The organism is Aeromonas sp. 96A, assembly GCF_051919165.1.
In the GTDB taxonomy this organism is placed as follows: Bacteria; Pseudomonadota; Gammaproteobacteria; order Enterobacterales; family Aeromonadaceae; genus Aeromonas; species Aeromonas veronii.
Map to the genome: position 1 here is coordinate 1,523,844 of NZ_JBQBFE010000001.1, position 17,101 is coordinate 1,540,944.

Here is a 17,101-nt window from a genome sequence, read left to right on the forward strand (position 1 = left end):
GACTGATGCCAGCGGCAGGCTATCGATGTATGGCAAGCATGGTAGCTCTGCTGTTGCCACCAAAGGATCTGGCCTGGCCCCGACACGTTTGAGTGCGGGGATGCCACACGGATGTGACAGCACTTCGAAGGAACAAACCTATGCTGATGAACAGTGAACAACGTTATGGCACCCTGAATATCGGGCTGCACTGGCTGACCCTGTGGGCCATGATCGCCGTCTACGCCCTGATCGAATTTCGCGATATTTTCCCCAAAGGGGATCCTGGCCGTGATCTGATGAAGGAGTGGCACTTTATGCTGGGGCTGCTTATCTTCGCCCTGGTCTTTGTCAGACTGGCCCTACGCTGGATGAGCCCGACGCCGCGCATCGTGCCCGAGCTCTCCCCGATCATGCACAAGCTGGCAAAACTGGCCCACCTCGCCCTCTACGGTTTTCTGATTCTCACCCCGCTGTTTGGCTGGCTGCTGCTGAGCGCCGCGGGCAAGCCCATCCCCTTCTTCGGGCTTGAGCTGCCTGCCCTGCTCTCCCCAAGTCCGGATCTCAAGGGACTGATCAAGGAGGTGCACGAGACGCTGGGCAATATCGGTTACGCCCTGATCGGCCTGCACACGGTGGCGGCCCTCTATCACCACCATATTCTCAAAGACAACACCCTCACCAATATGCTGCCGCCACGCCGCAGCTAACGGGTAACGGGGAAATGCAGAGGGGGCCATTGTGGTCCCCTCTCTGTTTTCCTGAACCACCGTCATCTGCACCGCTGGCAAACGGCATCACGCCTGCTTGGCCAGCTCCTCGGTCGGCTTGCCTTTCGGCTCGTGCGGCAGCTTTTTCACATTGCTCTTGTTCTCCGGCTGCTTGCTCCCGGACGAACTGTTTTCAGACAAGGCTTGCAACACAGGATCGGCCTTGCCGGCCACGGTGGGCTGGGACTGGCCAACAAAGTTGCCGCCCTTGCAGATGGAGAGACTGCCCCCCTTGAAGATCCCCTGCATCTTGCCGCTCTCCAGGATCTCCACCTCGGCGGAGGTACAGGTGCCTTCCAGCAGACCATTGATGATCACGTGGGGCGCACTCACATCCCCCTCAACACTGCCGCCCTGCATGATGCGCAGCACACCACCGATGAGCTGGATGGTGCCATTGACCTGACCGCGCACCTCCAGATCCCCCTCCACCTGCAACTCACCCTTGAAGCGGGCACCGGCTGCAATCACAGTGGCACCGGCCGACGCAGTAGCCGCACCACCTTTGTTTCTTCCAAACATCCGTACTCTCTCCACCAACCACACAAGCAGAACCAGCGGCATCGGCGCCACTGGCCACAGAAAACAGGGCGACCCCAGCACGTAGAGCAGCAAGGCTGCCCCCCAGCAGAGCCAGACAATATAGAGGAGGTCGCTGCGCTCACGCTGTTGCAGTCGCGCCAGCAGCCTCCCGGCCATCTCTCTCATCACATCAAACCTTTCGCAGCATGGCTGCCGACCAGCAGGCCATCGACAACCCGGACCATGGTTAAACGACCAGTTGGCGCGAACTCTGAAGTCCCGCTGATTCAGTCCCAATACAGCCGGGATGCATTAGGATTCGAATTGACTCGAAGCGACATACACTTTCTAATTGACAGCCTGGATCCCTATGACCGCTCACATCATGAAAATTCTGTTGGTCGAAGACGACAAGCTGCTCAATCACCACCTCTCCTCTCTGCTGACCGAAGCCGACAATCAGGTCTACAGCACCGACCAGGCCGGGATTGCACTGCACTACGCCGCCGACTATCCCATTGATGTGGCCATCATCGACCTCGGTCTGCCCGATATGGACGGCCTGCAACTGATCCGGCAACTGCGTGAACGGCAGATCCCCTTCCCCATCATTGTGCTGACCGCCCGTGGCAACTGGCAGGACAAGGTCGAAGGACTGGAAGCGGGTGCTGATGACTATCTGGTCAAACCGTTCCAGAAAGATGAGCTGCTGGCCCGACTCAATGCGCTGGTGCGCCGCAGCGCCGGCTTTATCTCGCCCAAAGTGAAGGCTGGTGATTACGAGCTGGATCTCTCCCGCAAGGAGCTGACCATCGCCGGTGAAGTTGCGGTGCTCACCAGCTTTGAATACCTCATTCTGGAGTACCTGATGCGCAACGCCCGTCAGGTGGTCTCCAAACAGCAACTGCTCGACCAGCTCTACGGCGACGGCGAAGGGGATCCCAACACCATCGAGGTGATGGTGAGCCGCCTGCGCAAGAAGCTGGATCCGGAAGGGACGATTCAACCCATCTCCACCATCCGGCGTCAGGGTTACATCTTCAACCTCTCCTGTAACTGATGCAGTTTCATCTGCCGCGCCCCATCAAGATGATCCGCAGCTCACTGCACATCAAACTGCTGCTCAGCTCGCTGCTGGTCATCGCGCTGATCATGGGGTTTGCCGTCTACGCCCTCTACCTCGGCCATGTCGAGGAGCAGACCCAGAAGGCCAGCGCCCGGATGCAGGAGAACCTGGCCAAGCTGTTTTCCTCCACCGAGCCGGATGACAAGGGATCGAACGTCGAGCTGGGGCGGATATCCCGTGGTGCGGGGGATCGCAACCTCGATACCCTGATCTGCCGCGCCGATGGCGATCTGGTCTGGTCGAGCCTCCATATGCCGGAGGTGATCAAGGCCAAACAGACCATCTGCGGCGATCTGATGAAGTATCTGGGGGGGATGGATCTCGACTACTTCTTCAAGAAGCACACCATCAAGAACGGCGAGAGCTACTTCGTCTACAGCCTGCGGTTTATCCGCAATCCCGGCAGCGGCACCACCGCCTACTACGTGGTGATGATCGACTCGGCCAAACGCTACCACGAAGAGTCCCGCACCTACCTCTACCAGACTGCCAAACAGGCGCTGCTCGCCTATATGCTGCTGGCCGGGCTGCTGCTGCTCACCACCTTCTGGAGCCTCAGCTCCCTGCGCACCATCGCCCGTCAGATCGACGATATCCGGGCTGGCAAGCGCGATGACCTCTCAAGCGATTTTGAGCGGGAGCTGGCCCCGTTGACCGACTCCATCAACCAGCTGCTGGAAAACGAACGCCAGCAGACCCAGCGCTACCAACACGCCCTCAACGATCTCGCCCACAGCCTGAAAACCCGGCTGGCGCTGATCCAGATCACCACCCGCGAAGTGAAGCTGGGGCGGGAGATCCACGACAACATCAACGAGCAGATCCTCACCATGGATCAGATGATCCAGTATCAGCTCAGACGGGCCGTTACTGGCCGCCAGCGCCTTGCCAGCAAGGGCACCGAGCCGGTGCCGCTGATTGAAAAACTGCTGGCCAGCCTGACCAAGGTCTATCGCCACAAGAAGCTGCAAACCCACTTCAAGTTCGACGATGACGCCCTCTTCCACGGCGAACAGGGCGACCTGATGGAGCTGATGGGTAACCTGCTCGACAATGCCTGCAAGTTTGCCATCAGCGAAGTGAAGGTGACGGTGCGCCGCCATCTCGAGCGGCTGCGTATCGAAGTGGAAGATGATGGCCCGGGAATCGATCCGGCCAAATCGGAGCAGATCTTCCAGCGCGGCGTTCGGGCTGACAGCTCGCCGGGTCAGGGCATAGGTCTGGCGGTGGTGACCGAAATCGTCCACAGCTACGGCGGCCAGATCCGGGTCGATGAATCCCCCCTCGGCGGCGCCCGCTTTACCCTGGACCTGCCCTGACACCGGATAGGCCCGACCACGGGCCCTCTGCCACCCGCTGCACTGCCCTACCCAGGGTTAAAAACTCCTGCCTGACACCACCCAATTCAGCAATATGCTATCGAGATGCTTGAGATGTGAGGCATCTCGGTTAAGCTATGGCCGACTCGTTTGTTAACCATTTGATGGACCTGTAATCGCACTATGGAAAACATGTTTGAAAGATTGATGTACGCATCCCGCTGGATCATGGCCCCCATTTATCTTGGGCTCAGCCTCATACTGCTGGCACTGGGAGTGAAATTCTTTCAGGAGATCCTCCATATCCTGCCCAACATACTGGAGATGAAAGAGGTGGATCTGGTGCTGGTCACACTGTCGCTGATCGATATCACCCTGGTGGGGGGACTTATCGTGATGGTGATGTTTTCCGGCTATGAGAACTTCGTCTCGCGCCTCGATGTCGGGGATGAGAGCGACAAACTGGTGTGGCTCGGCAAGCTCGATGCCGGCTCCCTGAAAAACAAGGTCGCCGCCTCCATTGTTGCCATCTCATCTATTCACCTGCTCAAGGTGTTTATGAATGCCGAAAATCTCCCCAACGACAAGATCAAGTGGTACCTGCTGATCCACATCACCTTTGTCCTCTCGGCATTCGCCATGGGCTACCTCGACAAGCTGACCCGCAAATAGGAGTCAGCCTGCGATAAACGATATGCCCGATAACACGACATGGAGCGGGCATATCGTGCGACCACTCTTCACAGTCGAGGCCACTATGATCCGCCCATTATCTGCCACCGATCTGGATGCCGCCGTCGAGCTCTGGTATCAGGCATCGGTACAAGCCCACGACTTTATTCCCGCCGCCTTTTGGCATGAGCAACGGGCAGCGATGCGCGATATCTACCTGCCCGCCAGCCAGAGCTGGGTCTAAGAGGAGGATGGACAGCTACTGGGCTTTATCTCCTGGTATCAGGGGTCTGTTGCCGCGCTGTTTATTTCCCCTGATCACCAATCACACGGGCTGGGTAGCCAACTGCTCGAACACCTCAAAGCCCAATATGACCGGCTCGAGTTGACGGTCTACGCCGAAAATGAGCAGGCGCGGCGCTTCTATTCCCGCAACGGTTTCAAAGAGGGTGAGCAGCAGTTGTGCGAGCATAGCGGTCGCCCCGAGCTGGTGATGCATTGGCAACGAGGATAAGCGGGTCGCCCATAGCGATGGCGAGCACGCTTTGCCTGTTTTGTGGCCGCCTTGAATGCCATGGCGGCATTCTCTACAATGACCCACTTTTTATTCATTTCGGGTTATATCGATGAGCGATACCAGCACCAAACCGGCTCTGCCGGATCACCTCTCCTGCAATCCCCGCAGCCCTCACTATGTGGCCGCATGCTTCGAGCACCCGATCGGTATTCGCCTGAACGGCAAAGAGCGCACCGATGTCGAGGAGTACTGCATCAGCGAAGGTTGGGTGAAGATCCCCTCCCCCAAAGCGCTGGATCGCCGTGGTCAGCCCATCCTGATCAAGCTCAAGGGCACCGTTGAAGCCTTCTACAGCTAATCAGCGCGCTGCTGCTTGATAAACAACAAGGCCACCCTCGCGGTGGCCTTGTTGTTTCCGGTATTGGTGCTGGCGTCAGCGTTATCTAAGCGGCAGCCACCAACCCACATTTCTCGCAGAGCGGATCTTATACCCCCAGCCGATCGCGCAGGGTGTACCAGGCGGCGCCCGCGGCGGTAAAGGGGATACGGAACAGGCGGCCACCCGGGAAGGGGTAGTGCGGCAGTTTGGCAAAGGCATCGAAGCGCTCGGCCTGACCGCTCAGCACCTCCGAGAGCAGCTTGCCCGCCAGATGGGTGCAGGTGACGCCGTGGCCGCTGTAGCCCTGCATGTAGTAAATGTTGGGGCCGATGCGACCAAACTGCGGCAGCCGCGACAGGGTGAGCAGGAAGTTGCCGGTCCAGGTGTACTCCACCTTGACGTCGGCCAGTTGCGGAAAAGTCTTGAGCATCTTGGGGATGATCAGCCGCTCGATATCCGCCGGATCCCGCGCGCCATAAACCACACCGCCGCCATAGAGCAGCCGGTGATCGCCGGAGGTGCGGTAGTAGTCAAGCAGGTAGTTGCAATCCTCCAGACAGTAGTTCTGCGGCAGCAGTGAACGGGCCCGCTCCTCTCCCAGCACTTCGGTGGCAATCACCTGGGTGCCGCAGGGCATGCTCTTGGCGGCGAGCTCGGGCACCAGATTGCCGAGATAGGCGTTGCCGGCCACCACGATAAAGCGCGCCTTCACCGCCCCCTTGGCGGTCTTGACCAGTGCTGGTTGACCCGGGGTGATGCTGGTGACGGCGGATTGTTCGAAGATCTGCCCCCCCTGGATGCGGATCGCTTCCGCCTCCCCCAACGCCAGATTGAGGGGGTGAATATGGCCGCCACTCTTGTCGAGCAGGGCGCCGACGTAGCGATCGCTCGCGACCACCTCGCGCACCCCCTTGGCATCGAGCAGCTCCAGCTGGTCGTTGCCCCACTTCTGCCAGCGGGCGTATTGGGATTTGAGCTCGTGCAGCTGCTTCTCGGTCTCGGCGGCAAAGACGCCCCCCTCCTGCAGATCGCACTGGATGTTGTAGCGCTTGATCCGCTCGCGGATGATCTGTCCCCCCTCAAACAACATGGAACCGAGCAGCCTGGCCTGATCCGGCGGGCAGTTCGCTTCTATGGTGTCGATGTCGCGGCTGTAGGAGTTGACGATCTGGCCGCCGTTGCGACCGCTGGCGCCAAAGCCGACTCGTGCGGCCTCCAGCACCACCACCTTGTAGCCCTTTTCTACCAGATGCAGGGCGCTGGAGAGGCCGGTATAGCCCGCCCCGATGACGCAGACATCGCACTCCAGCTGCTCGGTCAATGTCGGATAGGGCGCGTGTTTATTGGCGCTGGCTGCGTAGTAACTGCTTACATGTTCGGTCATGATCCCTGTTTCCTTACCGGTTCGGTTGCCAAACTACTGTCAGGATTAAAAGCTCGCCGGGGTGTGGGCGCTGACGATGCGACAGGTCTCCCCCGACGGATTGCTGAAGCTGTGGGGCTCGCCGGTGTCGATCACATAGCTGTCGCCCGCCTCCAGCTGATAACTCTGGCCCGCCACCGTCAGGATCACCGACCCCTCCAGCACGGTGCCGACCTCTTCCCCCTGATGGGTCACCTGACCGCCGGTGTCGGTGCCGGGGGGATAGGTCTCCAGCATAAAGCCGAGCTGGCGGCGGTTGTTGCCGTTGTGCACCAGCTTGAGAGAGACCCCCTGACTGCCCAGCTCGATCAGCTGATCCGCCTTGATCACCACCTCCGGAGTACGGCTCTCCTCCTCGGCGAAGAAGCGCGACAGCGGCAGGCCGTAGATGGTGAGCAGCTTTTGCAGGGAGGCGACCGAGGGGCTCACCTTGTCCTGCTCGATCATGCAGATGGCGCCATGAGTCAGGCCGCTCAACTCTGCCGCCCGCCGCTGGGAGAGCCCCAGCTGATGGCGTACCGCCGCCAACCGTTCCCCCATGGTGCGCGCCCCGGCGTCAGCCGCACCCAACGGTCGAGCCACGCTCTCCCGGCTCTGTGGCCCGCTCATGACAAGCCCCCTGCTGCGCTATCTCTGCATCCTTGCATCATCAGCCTCTCCTGCTTGCGCGTGATCGCATCGGATCAGGCGCAGCCTGTTTACCCTGCTGGTTAAAATAGCCGACCAGCTTTCCCTTGCCGTTCACTATGTTACACAGCACAGCCGTTCATTATTTTGCACACCTGATTTACCATCCCCCGGTCGTTTGCCCACTTGCAGCCTGCAAGTGAACCGAAGAAAGCGCGCTACACAGCTCATTTTCTAGCATGGCGCCCCCCAGCAATTCAAATATATTTAACACTTGAAAAACATTTCAGCTCAAATTATGGTCTTCCTGTGCTTATTATTTTATACGGCAGCGGCGCAGGAAGGGTCGGCTCACTCCGGCAACCAGCTGCTCTGACCCACACTCGAGGCTTCTCATGTCAGGAACAACATCCCACTCCAGCTTGATCACATCCCGCGCCTATATAGATGGACAGTGGTGCGAGGCCGCCAGCGGCCGCACCTTCGAGGTCACCAACCCCGCCAGCGGGGCCGTCATTACCCAGGTGCCCGACATGGATGCCGAGGATACCCGCCGCGCCATCGCGGCCGCCCACGCGGCGCAACCCGCCTGGGCGGCGCTGACCGCCAAGGAGCGCAGCAACAAGCTCTACGCCTGGTTTGCCGCCATCACCGCCCATAGCGACGAACTGGCCCGCATCATGACCTGCGAGCAGGGCAAGCCGCTGGCGGAAGCAAAGGGCGAGGTGGCCTATGGCGCCAGCTTTATCCAGTGGTTCGCCGAGGAGGGCAAGCGCGCTTATGGCCGCACCATCCCGGGCTTTAGCGGCGATCGCCGGCTAGCCACCATCAAGCAGCCGGTCGGGGTAGTCGCCGCCATCACTCCGTGGAACTTCCCCATTGCCATGATCACCCGCAAGGCGGGCCCGGCGCTGGCTGCCGGTTGCACTATCGTCATCAAGCCTGCCGCCGAGACCCCGCTCTGCGCGCTGGCACTGGCGCTGCTTGCCGAGCAGGCGGGCATCCCCGCCGGTGTCATCAATATCGTCACCAGCCATCAGGCGAGCGCGGTGGGCAACGAGCTGTGCAGCAATCCGGTGGTGCGCAAGCTCTCCTTCACCGGCTCCACCCGCATTGGCAAACTGCTGATGCGCCAGTGCGCCGACACCATGAAGAAGCTGTCGCTGGAGCTGGGTGGCAACGCCCCCTTTATCGTCTTTGACGACGCCGACCTCGATGCCGCGGTGGCCGGGGCGCTCGCCTCCAAATACCGCAACGCCGGGCAGACCTGTGTCTGCGCCAACCGCATTCTGGTGCAGGCCAGCGTCTATAACGCCTTCGCCGAGAAGCTGACTGCCGCCGTCAAGGCCTTCAAGGTGGGAGATGGCATGGCGGAGGGCACCCAGATCGGCCCGCTCATCAACCCCGCCGCCGCCAGCAAGGTGGCCGAGCTGGTGCAGCAATCGGTCGCCGCCGGTGCCGAAGTGCTGCTGGGGGGCGAAGCTCACCCCGCCGGCCCCCTCTTCTACCGCCCCACCATTTTGGGCAAGGTGGATAAAACCAACCCCATCCTGCAGGAGGAGATCTTCGGCCCGGTCGCCCCGCTGGTGCGCTTCGAGACGGAAGCCGAGGCCATCGCCATTGCCAACGACACCCCTTATGGGCTCGCCGCCTACTTCTATGGCCGCGATATCGCCCGGGTGTGGCGCGTCGCCGAGCAGCTGGAGTACGGCATGGTCGGCATCAACGAGGGGATCATCTCAACCGAGCTGGCCCCCTTTGGCGGGATCAAGGAGTCGGGGTTGGGCCGGGAAGGGGCTGCCGAGGGGCTGGAGGAGTATCTGGAGACCAAATACCTCTGCTTTGGCGCCATTCGCTAGGGCAGCAACAGAGAGACAAGGCGCCGCCGATCTGGCCCGATGGGCTGATCGGCGGTAATAGGCGCCAAAACGCCTGCCACATTTTCAGGGAATATCGGGGGCTGCGGCCCCTCAGGGAGGAAAGATGAGTCAGTCAGAATCAAACAAGGCGTGGCAAGCGCGCCGCGAAGCGGCCGTGGTCAATGGCGTCGGTACCCTGCTGCCGGTCTTTATCGACCGTGCGCAAAACGCCGAGCTGTGGGATGTGGAGGGCAACCGCTATATCGACTTTGCCTCCGGCATCGCCGTGCTAAACACCGGTCACAACCACCCCAAAGTGGTGGCGGCGGTGCGCGAGCAGCTGGAAAAGTTCAGCCACACCTGCTTTCAGGTCACCCCCTACCCCGGCTATATCGAGCTTGCCGAGAAGCTCAATGCCCTGGTGCCCGGCCCGACGCCGAAGCGCACCCTGTTTCTCTCCACCGGCGCCGAGGCGGTCGAGAACGCCATCAAGATTGCCCGTGCCCACACCGGTCGCAGCGGCACCATCGCCTTCAAGGGGGGCTTTCACGGCCGCACCATGATGGGGATGGCGCTCACCGGCAAAGTGGTCCCCTACAAGACCGGCTTTGGCCCCTTCCCGGGGGAGGTCTACCACATCCCCTTCCCCGCCGATTATCTCGGGGTGAGTGAAGAGGATGCCCTGCACGCCCTCGAGCTCTGCTTCAGCGCCGACATCGAGCCGAGCCGGGTTGCCGCCATCATTATCGAGCCGGTACAGGGCGAAGGGGGCTTCTATCCCGCCTCCCCGAGTTTTATGCAGAAGCTGCGCAGCGTCTGCGATCAGCACGGCATTCTGCTGATTTGTGACGAGATCCAGAGCGGTTTCTGCCGCACCGGCAAGACCTTCGCCACCGAGTATGCCGGCATCGAGCCGGACATCATGACCCTGGCCAAGAGTCTGGCGGGGGGCTTCCCTCTCTCGGCGGTGGTGGGCAAGGCGGAGATCATGAACTCGGCCAAACCGGGTGGTCTAGGTGGCACCTATGCCGGTTCCCCCATTGCCTGCGCCGCCGCGCTGGCGGTCTTGCAGGTGATCGACGAGGAGAAACTCAACCAGAAAGCACTGGATCAGGGGGAGCAGATCAAGGCGGGGCTGGAACGCATAGCCGAGCGTTTTGACTGCATAGGTCAAATTCGCGGCCCCGGTGCCATGGTGGCCATGGAGCTGGTGAAACGGCGTGATGCCAGTCAGCCCGATCCCGACCTTACCAAGCAACTGGTGGCCGAGGCGGGCAAACGGGGTCTGGTCCTGCTCTCATGCGGGGTGCGCGCAAATGTCATCCGTTTTCTCGCCCCCCTGACAGCCCCTGCGGCAGTGATTGACGAGGGGCTGCAACTCCTTGAAAAATCACTGGAGGCCGTGCTGGCCTGACCAGCAGGAAAGTGACCACTTACCTGTGCAAATAAATGCAATTTTGCCCCCTTTTTTTCTTGTCAAGGGGGCCCTGCAAATGCACAATGCGCCGCCACTGAAAGAACCGATGTAAAACAATGGCATCGGTTCTTTTTTAGACAGTGAACAAACCCATAAACGAGGCCGGATCACCCCCGGAAAAGATAGCGAGATTGGCAGCAGTCTCCCGACACCAAGTCTAGTGAGGAACAACATGGGGCATCTCAATGCTTTCCAACCGGCCATGGCCGGTGTGCGCCGCCCTGGCGCCCTTGATTCCCGGGCCTCTCTCCCGGTTTCGTTGATGGACCGTGCCACTCTGGCACTGCATGAGGAACATGCATAATGGCGGCCCAGCAGGTTGGTCTGAAAAAGACCCTCAAACTGTGGCAGGTCGTGGTTATGGGACTGGCGTACCTCACCCCCATGGCGGTGTTCGACACCTTCGGCATCGTCACCGAGATCACCGAAGGCCATGTGCCGACCGCCTACCTGTTTGCCCTCATCGGCATGCTGTTCACTGCCCTGAGCTACGGCCATCTGGTGCGCAAGTTCCCGTCAGCCGGCTCCGCCTATACCTATGCCCAGAAGGTGTTTCACCCCTATGTCGGCTTTATGGTGGGCTGGACCTCCCTGCTCGACTACATGTTCATGCCGATGATCAACATGCTGCTGGCCAAGATCTATCTGGAAGCCCTCTTCCCGAACGTGGAGCCCTGGACCTATATCTTCGGTCTGGCGGCGGTGATGACCGCCCTCAACCTGCGCGGCATCAAGCTGGTGGCCAACTTCAACAGCCTGATCGTGGTGATGCAGTTCAGCATCATCGCCATCTTCATCGGCCTGATCGCCTGGGGCGTTCAGAATGGTGAGGGGCTGGGGACCGTGGCCAGCAGCCGTCCCTTCTTCTCCGAGCAGATCCAGGTGTCGCCGCTGCTGATGGGGGCCTCCATCCTCTGTCTGTCGTTCCTCGGTTTTGACGCCATCAGTACCCTGTCGGAAGAGACCCCGGACGCGGATCGGGTGATCCCCCGCGCCATCGTGCTGACGGCGCTGATCGGCGGTGTGCTGTTTGTCACTACCTCCTACTTCCTGCAGCTCTACTTCCCGGACATCTCCCGCTTCCAGCATCCGGATGCGGTATTGCCGGAGATCGCACTCTATGCTGGCGGCAAGCTGTTCCAGGCGGTGGTACTGGTCTGCACCACAGTAGCGGTGCTGGCCTCGGGGCTCGCCTCCCACGCCGGTGTATCGCGCCTGCTCTACGTGATGGGTCGTGATCGCGCCCTGCCCGCCCGCTTCTTCGGTTACATCCATCCGAAGTGGCAGACTCCGGCGTTCAACGTGCTGCTGGTCGGCCTGCTGGCCCTCTCTGCGGTGTCGCTGGATCTGGAAATGGCGCTGGCGCTGATCAACTTTGGCGCCCTGGTGGCCTTCACCTTCGTCAATCTGGCGGTGATTGCCCACTTCTATGTGAAGCTCGGTCACAACAAGTGTCTCAAGGATCACCTGATGTACCTGCTGCTGCCGCTCTGTGGCGCCGCCTGCATCGGGGTACTGTGGCTCAACCTCGAGCCATCCTCCTTCGAGCTGGGGCTGATCTGGGCGGCGCTGGGGGCCATCTACCTGTTCCTGCGCCTGACTGTGTTCCGCATCCCGCTGCATACCGCCGACAAGGTGGAGATCGCCCAGTAACCGCTGGCGCCCCTCCCCCCGATAGCGAACAAGGAGCCTGCGGGCTCCTTGTTGTTTTTGCGGCGCGCTGGTTGCCAGCAGCACGGGTTGCCAGAAATGCGGTTTCTGCAGGAAGTGTGACTGATTTCAAATAACTACCCAGCCGGACTGCTCCCCGGGCCATGGCCCGAGCCGCGTTGCCTTCTATCCTCAGTCATTAATGTGAATGGATATGCAGCCACTCTTTATCCACTTCAACCCCTCCCATCCCCCGCCAGCCGATAAGTTCGCTGGACTCGAGCCCGGGGGAACGCCGCTAAATATGATCAGGATCAATGTTGAGGCGCTATGCACCCTGCAGCCCCGATTTGCCGATTTTTCATACGCCATGACAGGGTTCTCTTCCCCCCGAAAAAGGGGGAATGGCTCGGGGACGGCTGCAGGGGGCGAGTGACCACTTACCTGCTCCGTGCGTATGCAAAAAAATGCGTTAATCCGCCCTTTTTTGCTTGTCAAGGGGGCTGACCGAATGCACAATACGCCGCCAATAAAGGACCGATGTTCACTGCGACATCGGTTTTTGTATTTTTGAAGTGCAGTACAAACCCACCACAAGAGGCCGGAACGTTTCCGGAAGTGATATTCGAGATTGCCAAACAATCTCCCGACGTTGAGAGGATAACAATGGGGCGTTTTAATGCTTTCCTGCCGGTACAGCCCGGTATGCGCCTCCCCGGCGCCCTTGATGTACAGGCTTGCGAATCCATCGTATCCCTGCGCTCGTTGCAAGCACGTGCTGCGGCACTGATTGAGGAGAAAGCGTAATGGCATCGCAAAACGCCAAGCTGCTCAAGACCCTTACCCTGACACAAGTGATTGTGATGGGTCTGGCCTATCTGACCCCCATGGCTGTCTTCGACACCTTCGCCATCGTCGGTGACATCACCGATGGCCGGGTCGCCACCGCCTATCTGCTGGCTCTGGGTGGCATCCTGCTCACCGCTCTCAGCTACGGACATCTGGTACGCAAGTTCCCCTCTGCGGGCTCTGCCTATACCTATGCCCAGAAGGTGTTCAACCCCTACGTCGGTTTCATGGTCGGCTGGTCCTCCCTGCTCGACTACATGTTCATGCCGATGATCAATATCCTGCTGGCCAAGATCTACCTGACCGCCATGTTCCCGGGCGTCGAGCCCTGGGTGTTCATCTTCGGTCTGGTGACCGTAATGACCTTCCTCAACCTGCGCGGCATCAATCTGGTGGCCAACTTCAACGGTCTGATCGTGGTGATCCAGCTGGCCATCATCACCCTCTTTATCGGCCTGATGGCGTGGGGCATCTACCATGGTGAAGGGGCTGGCACCCTGATGAGCAGCCGTCCGTTCCACTTCGAGTCAGCACAGCTGGTACCGCTCTTTACCGGTGCGACCATTCTCTGCTTCTCGTTCCTGGGCTTTGACGGTCTGAGTTCCCTCTCCGAAGAGACTCCGAATGCCGGCAAGGTGATCCCCAAGGCGATCGTGCTGACTGCCCTGATCGGCGGCATCATCTTCGTGGTGGTCTCTTACTGCCTGCAGCTCTATTTCCCGAGCCTCGCCCGCTTCCAGCATCCGGATGCGGTACTGCCGGAGATCGCCCTCTACGTTGGCGGCACCTTCTTCCAGTCCGTGGTGCTGGTCTGCACCACGGTCGCGGTACTGGCCTCCGGCATGGCGGCTCACGCCGGTGTGTCGCGCATCCTCTACGTGATGGGGCGTGATCGCATGATCCCGGAGCGGGTGTTTGGCTACATCCACCCGAAATACCGTACTCCGGCCATCAACGTGCTGATGGTGGGTGGTCTGGCCCTCTCCGCCGTGTCGTTTGATCTGGATACCGCACTGGCGCTGGTCAACTTCGGCGCACTGGTGGCGTTCAGCTTCGTCAACCTGTCGGTGATCGGTCAGTTCTGGGTGCGCGAGAAGCGCAACAAGACCCTCAAGGATCACATCATCTACCTGCTGATGCCGCTGCTCGGCGCCGCCACCATCGGTGCTCTGTGGATCAATCTGGAGCAGAGCTCGCTGGAGCTGGGCCTGATCTGGGCGGGCCTCGGCGCAACCTATCTGTTCCTGCGTCTGGCGGTGTTCCGCATCCCGTTCCGTCAGTACGAGGAAGCGGCTGACGCCTGATCCTTTGCGGATAACGGATAGACAGAAGGGGAGCCATGGCTCCCCTTTTTGCTGCCGGTCTGTGGCCGGTCACACGGGCTTGGGCCCGGTCTGCTTACTGCTTATCCAGTACGGCGGTCGCTGCAGCCTTTAGCGGATCGCGAGCGATGGTCTTGGCATCCTGCTCCGCCTTGTGCAACTGCTGGTTTGCCTTGTCCATCTTCTGCTGCATACCGTTGCCGCTCTCCTTGAGGTCGGCACGCTTCTCGCCCAGCAGGTCGTTGCGGCCTTTTTGCACCTCAGCTTTCACCTTCTCTTTCTCCTGCTTCACCAGCTTGCTGGTATCACAGTTGCCCTTGACTCCCAGAGTGGCATTCACCGCTTCGTTTTTGAGGGCCTTGTCGAGGTTGCAGTCGGTTTTCAACAGGCTGGCCTGTGCCCCTGCCGAGAGCAGCCCCAGCGACAGAGAGAGGATCCATGCACGCATCATCTTGTTTACTCCTGCTTGCCAATAAAGGGGCGCAGTGTAGCGATCACATTCCGGCTGGCAAGGCGGCAGTGCTTTCGTCCCCCCCTTTTGCCACCCCAGAGCCAACCGGCTCGGTCAGCGCCTGTCGCCGCAGTTCGTCGTCATAAAAACATCATCGAAATGTCACGTTGTCATATTTCTGTCATTAACCACTGATTAAATGCGCGGGTCATCAACAACCCAAGACGGAACGACCGTCTCAAGAGGCTTTATGCAACACCATCACTCCTTGTCACAGCCGCCCGCGACCCGCGCCCTGTTCAACTGGATGAGTGTCATCGTACTGGTCTACCTGATCCTGGTTGCCGTGGGCGCCATCTCCCACGGCTTCAAAGATTTCTCCGGCGGCGCCGAGGGCGCAGCCCAGATCTTCGCCTTTGCCAACAACCCCTTTGTCGCCCTGCTGCTGGGTATTCTCGCTACCGCGCTGGTGCAATCCTCCAGTACCGTCACCTCGGTGATCGTCGGTCTGGTGGCTGGCGGCCTGCCCATCAGCATGGCCATCCCCATGGTCATGGGTGCCAACCTCGGCACCACCATCACCAACACCATCGTCTCCATGGGCCATGTGCGGGATCGCGCCGAGTTCCGCCGCGCTTTCGCCGCCGCCACCGTGCACGACTTCTTCAACCTGCTGGCGGTGTTCATCTTCCTGCCGCTGGAGCTGATGTTCGGCCTGCTGCAACATAGCGCCGAGTGGCTGGCCAACCTGCTGGTAGGCTCCGCCAACATGTCGATGAAGGGCATGGACTTCATGAAGCCGCTGACCGCACCGGCCCAGCAGCTGATTGACAGCGCCGTTGCCTTCCTGCCGGGCAAGGGTGCCGCCATCGCCACTATCGTCATCGGCATCCTGCTGATCCTCGCCTGCGTCACTTATCTCGGCAAAGTACTGCAACAGGTACTGGTTGGCCGTGCCAAAGAGGTGCTGCACAAGGCGCTGGGCCGTGGCCCGCTGACCGGCATCACCTCCGGTGCGCTGGTGACCATCATGGTGCAATCCTCCTCCACCACCACCAGCCTGATGATCCCGCTGGCCGGCGGCGGCGTGTTCAGCACCCGTCAGCTCTACCCCTTCACCCTGGGGGCCAATATCGGCACCACCATCACCGCCTTGCTGGCTGCCACCGCCATCAGCGGAGCCGGTGCCCAGCTGGCCCTGACCATCGCGCTGGTCCACGTGCTGTTCAACCTCTTTGCCGTGGTCATCATCTATGGCATCCCCTTCCTGCGCGACCTGCCGGTTCGCGCCGCCGAGGGGCTGGCCCGGGTAGGCAGCGAGAATAAGCTGCTGGCTCTGGGTTATGTGGCGGGTCTCTTCTTCGCCCTGCCCGCCCTGATGATGGTGGCCGCCAAGTAAGCGCCGCCGCCATGACGAGGGGCGAGTCACCGACTCGCCCCTTTTTGCGTCTGCGTCTCCGAGCTTTGCCTGCCCGCTCACATCCTCCCGCCCTGTGGCTCGCCATCAGGGGCGGTGCGCGATAAGATGGCGTCCTCATTGCACTTTTTACATTTCATGGAACAGGAAAAACCGATGAAATTCATACTGATCGCACTGCTCATCGCCGGTGTGGCCTACTACTTCTACTCCAGCAGCAACAACAAGAAGCTGGCGGCCGACAACGTGCGGATTGGCGCCGAGTTCCTCGCCAGCAACAAGGAGAAGCCGCTGGTGACCACCACCGCCTCCGGCCTGCAGTACGAAGTGCTGACCCCGGGCACCGGCACCGTTCACCCCACAGCCACCAGCAAGGTGAAGGTGCACTACGAGGGCAAGCTGCTGGACGGCACCGTCTTTGATAGCTCGGTCGCCCGTGGCGAGCCCATCGAGTTTGGCCTCAATCAGGTGATCGCAGGCTGGACCGAAGGGGTGCAGCTGATGGTGGAAGGTGAGAAGACCCGTTTCTACATCCCTGCCAACCTCGCCTACGGCGACCGCGCCGCTGGCAAAATCCCGCCGGGATCCGTCCTGATCTTCGACGTGGAACTGTTGGGTATCCAGTAACCGCGCAGGACGCTCCAGTGGCAATATCCCACTGAGCGCCAGTCCTGATCTTCGACGTGGAGCTGTTGGGTATCCAGTAAGCGCTCCGTCACGCTCCATCAACAACAAGGACAGC

The 17,101-nt window shown here is 60.4% G+C and carries 18 protein-coding genes; 14 read left to right on the forward strand and 4 right to left on the reverse strand.

The features are described 5' to 3' along the window. Positions 1-140: 140 nt before the first annotated feature. Positions 141-689, forward strand: coding sequence for a cytochrome b (locus ACTG2W_RS06845; RefSeq protein ID WP_005350133.1), 549 nt, complete (start codon positions 141-143; stop codon positions 687-689). Between the two features lie 87 nt (positions 690-776). Here ACTG2W_RS06845 and ACTG2W_RS06850 read toward each other — a convergent pair whose 3' ends face one another. Continuing rightward, the gene (locus tag ACTG2W_RS06850; protein ID WP_106842489.1) at positions 777-1,457 is read right to left on the reverse strand and encodes a bactofilin family protein; all 681 of its coding nucleotides are present in this window, start codon (positions 1,455-1,457) and stop codon (positions 777-779) included. 199 nt (positions 1,458-1,656) lie between these two features. Between ACTG2W_RS06850 and ACTG2W_RS06855 the strand changes: the two genes are divergently transcribed. The 6 genes from ACTG2W_RS06855 (at position 1,657) to ACTG2W_RS06880 (ending at position 5,263) form a co-directional block, all read left to right on the forward strand. Then, positions 1,657-2,331 (forward strand): response regulator transcription factor, encoded by a 675-nt coding sequence (locus ACTG2W_RS06855; protein ID WP_040066247.1) that lies wholly within the window; start codon positions 1,657-1,659, stop codon positions 2,329-2,331. Continuing rightward, entirely contained in the window at positions 2,331-3,716 is a 1,386-nt protein-coding gene (locus ACTG2W_RS06860; RefSeq protein WP_005338217.1) for an ATP-binding protein, read from the forward strand. Before ACTG2W_RS06855 ends, ACTG2W_RS06860 begins: the two co-directional genes overlap by 1 nt. A gap of 192 nt (positions 3,717-3,908) precedes the next feature. Continuing rightward, entirely contained in the window at positions 3,909-4,388 is a 480-nt protein-coding gene (locus ACTG2W_RS06865; RefSeq protein ID WP_227096060.1) for a TIGR00645 family protein, read from the forward strand. Between the two features lie 85 nt (positions 4,389-4,473). Beyond that, on the forward strand, positions 4,474-4,632 hold the full coding sequence (locus tag ACTG2W_RS06870) for a hypothetical protein (RefSeq protein WP_374809139.1): 159 nt from the start codon (positions 4,474-4,476) through the stop codon (positions 4,630-4,632). A gap of 57 nt (positions 4,633-4,689) precedes the next feature. Further along, entirely contained in the window at positions 4,690-4,902 is a 213-nt protein-coding gene (locus ACTG2W_RS06875; protein ID WP_421308337.1) for a GNAT family N-acetyltransferase, read from the forward strand. Positions 4,903-5,014: 112 nt separating this feature from the next. Further along, entirely contained in the window at positions 5,015-5,263 is a 249-nt protein-coding gene (locus ACTG2W_RS06880; RefSeq protein WP_005338226.1) for a DUF3297 family protein, read from the forward strand. Between the two features lie 127 nt (positions 5,264-5,390). On the opposite strand, the gene ACTG2W_RS06885 is transcribed toward ACTG2W_RS06880, so the two are convergent. Continuing rightward, on the reverse strand, positions 5,391-6,668 hold the full coding sequence (locus ACTG2W_RS06885; RefSeq protein ID WP_106842487.1) for an NAD(P)/FAD-dependent oxidoreductase: 1,278 nt from the start codon (positions 6,666-6,668) through the stop codon (positions 5,391-5,393). Between the two features lie 45 nt (positions 6,669-6,713). Continuing rightward, a complete protein-coding gene (puuR, locus tag ACTG2W_RS06890; RefSeq protein ID WP_106842486.1) occupies positions 6,714-7,316 on the reverse strand; it encodes an HTH-type transcriptional regulator PuuR in 603 nt (200 codons plus the stop codon). Positions 7,317-7,729: 413 nt separating this feature from the next. Here puuR and ACTG2W_RS06895 point away from each other — a divergent pair, with 413 nt between their 5' ends. The 5 genes from ACTG2W_RS06895 (at position 7,730) to ACTG2W_RS06915 (ending at position 14,473) form a co-directional block, all read left to right on the forward strand. Next, positions 7,730-9,193 (forward strand): NAD-dependent succinate-semialdehyde dehydrogenase, encoded by a 1,464-nt coding sequence (locus ACTG2W_RS06895; protein ID WP_106842485.1) that lies wholly within the window; start codon positions 7,730-7,732, stop codon positions 9,191-9,193. Positions 9,194-9,317: 124 nt separating this feature from the next. Further along, positions 9,318-10,607: a 4-aminobutyrate--2-oxoglutarate transaminase gene (gabT, locus tag ACTG2W_RS06900; RefSeq protein WP_106842484.1), complete on the forward strand. Its 1,290-nt coding sequence runs from the start codon at positions 9,318-9,320 to the stop codon at positions 10,605-10,607. A 366-nt stretch (positions 10,608-10,973) separates the two neighbouring features. Continuing rightward, positions 10,974-12,323 (forward strand): APC family permease, encoded by a 1,350-nt coding sequence (locus ACTG2W_RS06905; RefSeq protein WP_440016133.1) that lies wholly within the window; start codon positions 10,974-10,976, stop codon positions 12,321-12,323. Positions 12,324-12,860: 537 nt separating this feature from the next. Continuing rightward, on the forward strand, positions 12,861-13,127 hold the full coding sequence (locus tag ACTG2W_RS06910) for a hypothetical protein (RefSeq protein ID WP_021230505.1): 267 nt from the start codon (positions 12,861-12,863) through the stop codon (positions 13,125-13,127). Beyond that, positions 13,127-14,473, forward strand: coding sequence for an APC family permease (locus ACTG2W_RS06915; RefSeq protein WP_103251324.1), 1,347 nt, complete (start codon positions 13,127-13,129; stop codon positions 14,471-14,473). Before ACTG2W_RS06910 ends, ACTG2W_RS06915 begins: the two co-directional genes overlap by 1 nt. A 94-nt stretch (positions 14,474-14,567) precedes the next feature. Here the strand turns inward: ACTG2W_RS06915 and ACTG2W_RS06920 are convergent, their stop codons facing one another. Further along, complete coding sequence (locus ACTG2W_RS06920) at positions 14,568-14,942, reverse strand: hypothetical protein (RefSeq protein ID WP_005359057.1); 375 nt, start codon at positions 14,940-14,942, stop codon at positions 14,568-14,570. 250 nt (positions 14,943-15,192) lie between these two features. On the opposite strand from ACTG2W_RS06920, the gene ACTG2W_RS06925 reads away from it, so the two are divergent. Together ACTG2W_RS06925 and ACTG2W_RS06930 are read left to right on the forward strand one after the other, a co-directional pair. Continuing rightward, on the forward strand, positions 15,193-16,341 hold the full coding sequence (locus ACTG2W_RS06925; protein ID WP_106842481.1) for a sodium:phosphate symporter: 1,149 nt from the start codon (positions 15,193-15,195) through the stop codon (positions 16,339-16,341). Positions 16,342-16,515: 174 nt separating this feature from the next. After that, positions 16,516-16,986, forward strand: a complete 471-nt coding sequence (locus ACTG2W_RS06930) for an FKBP-type peptidyl-prolyl cis-trans isomerase (protein ID WP_005347462.1) — start codon at positions 16,516-16,518, stop codon at positions 16,984-16,986. Positions 16,987-17,101 lie beyond the last annotated feature (115 nt).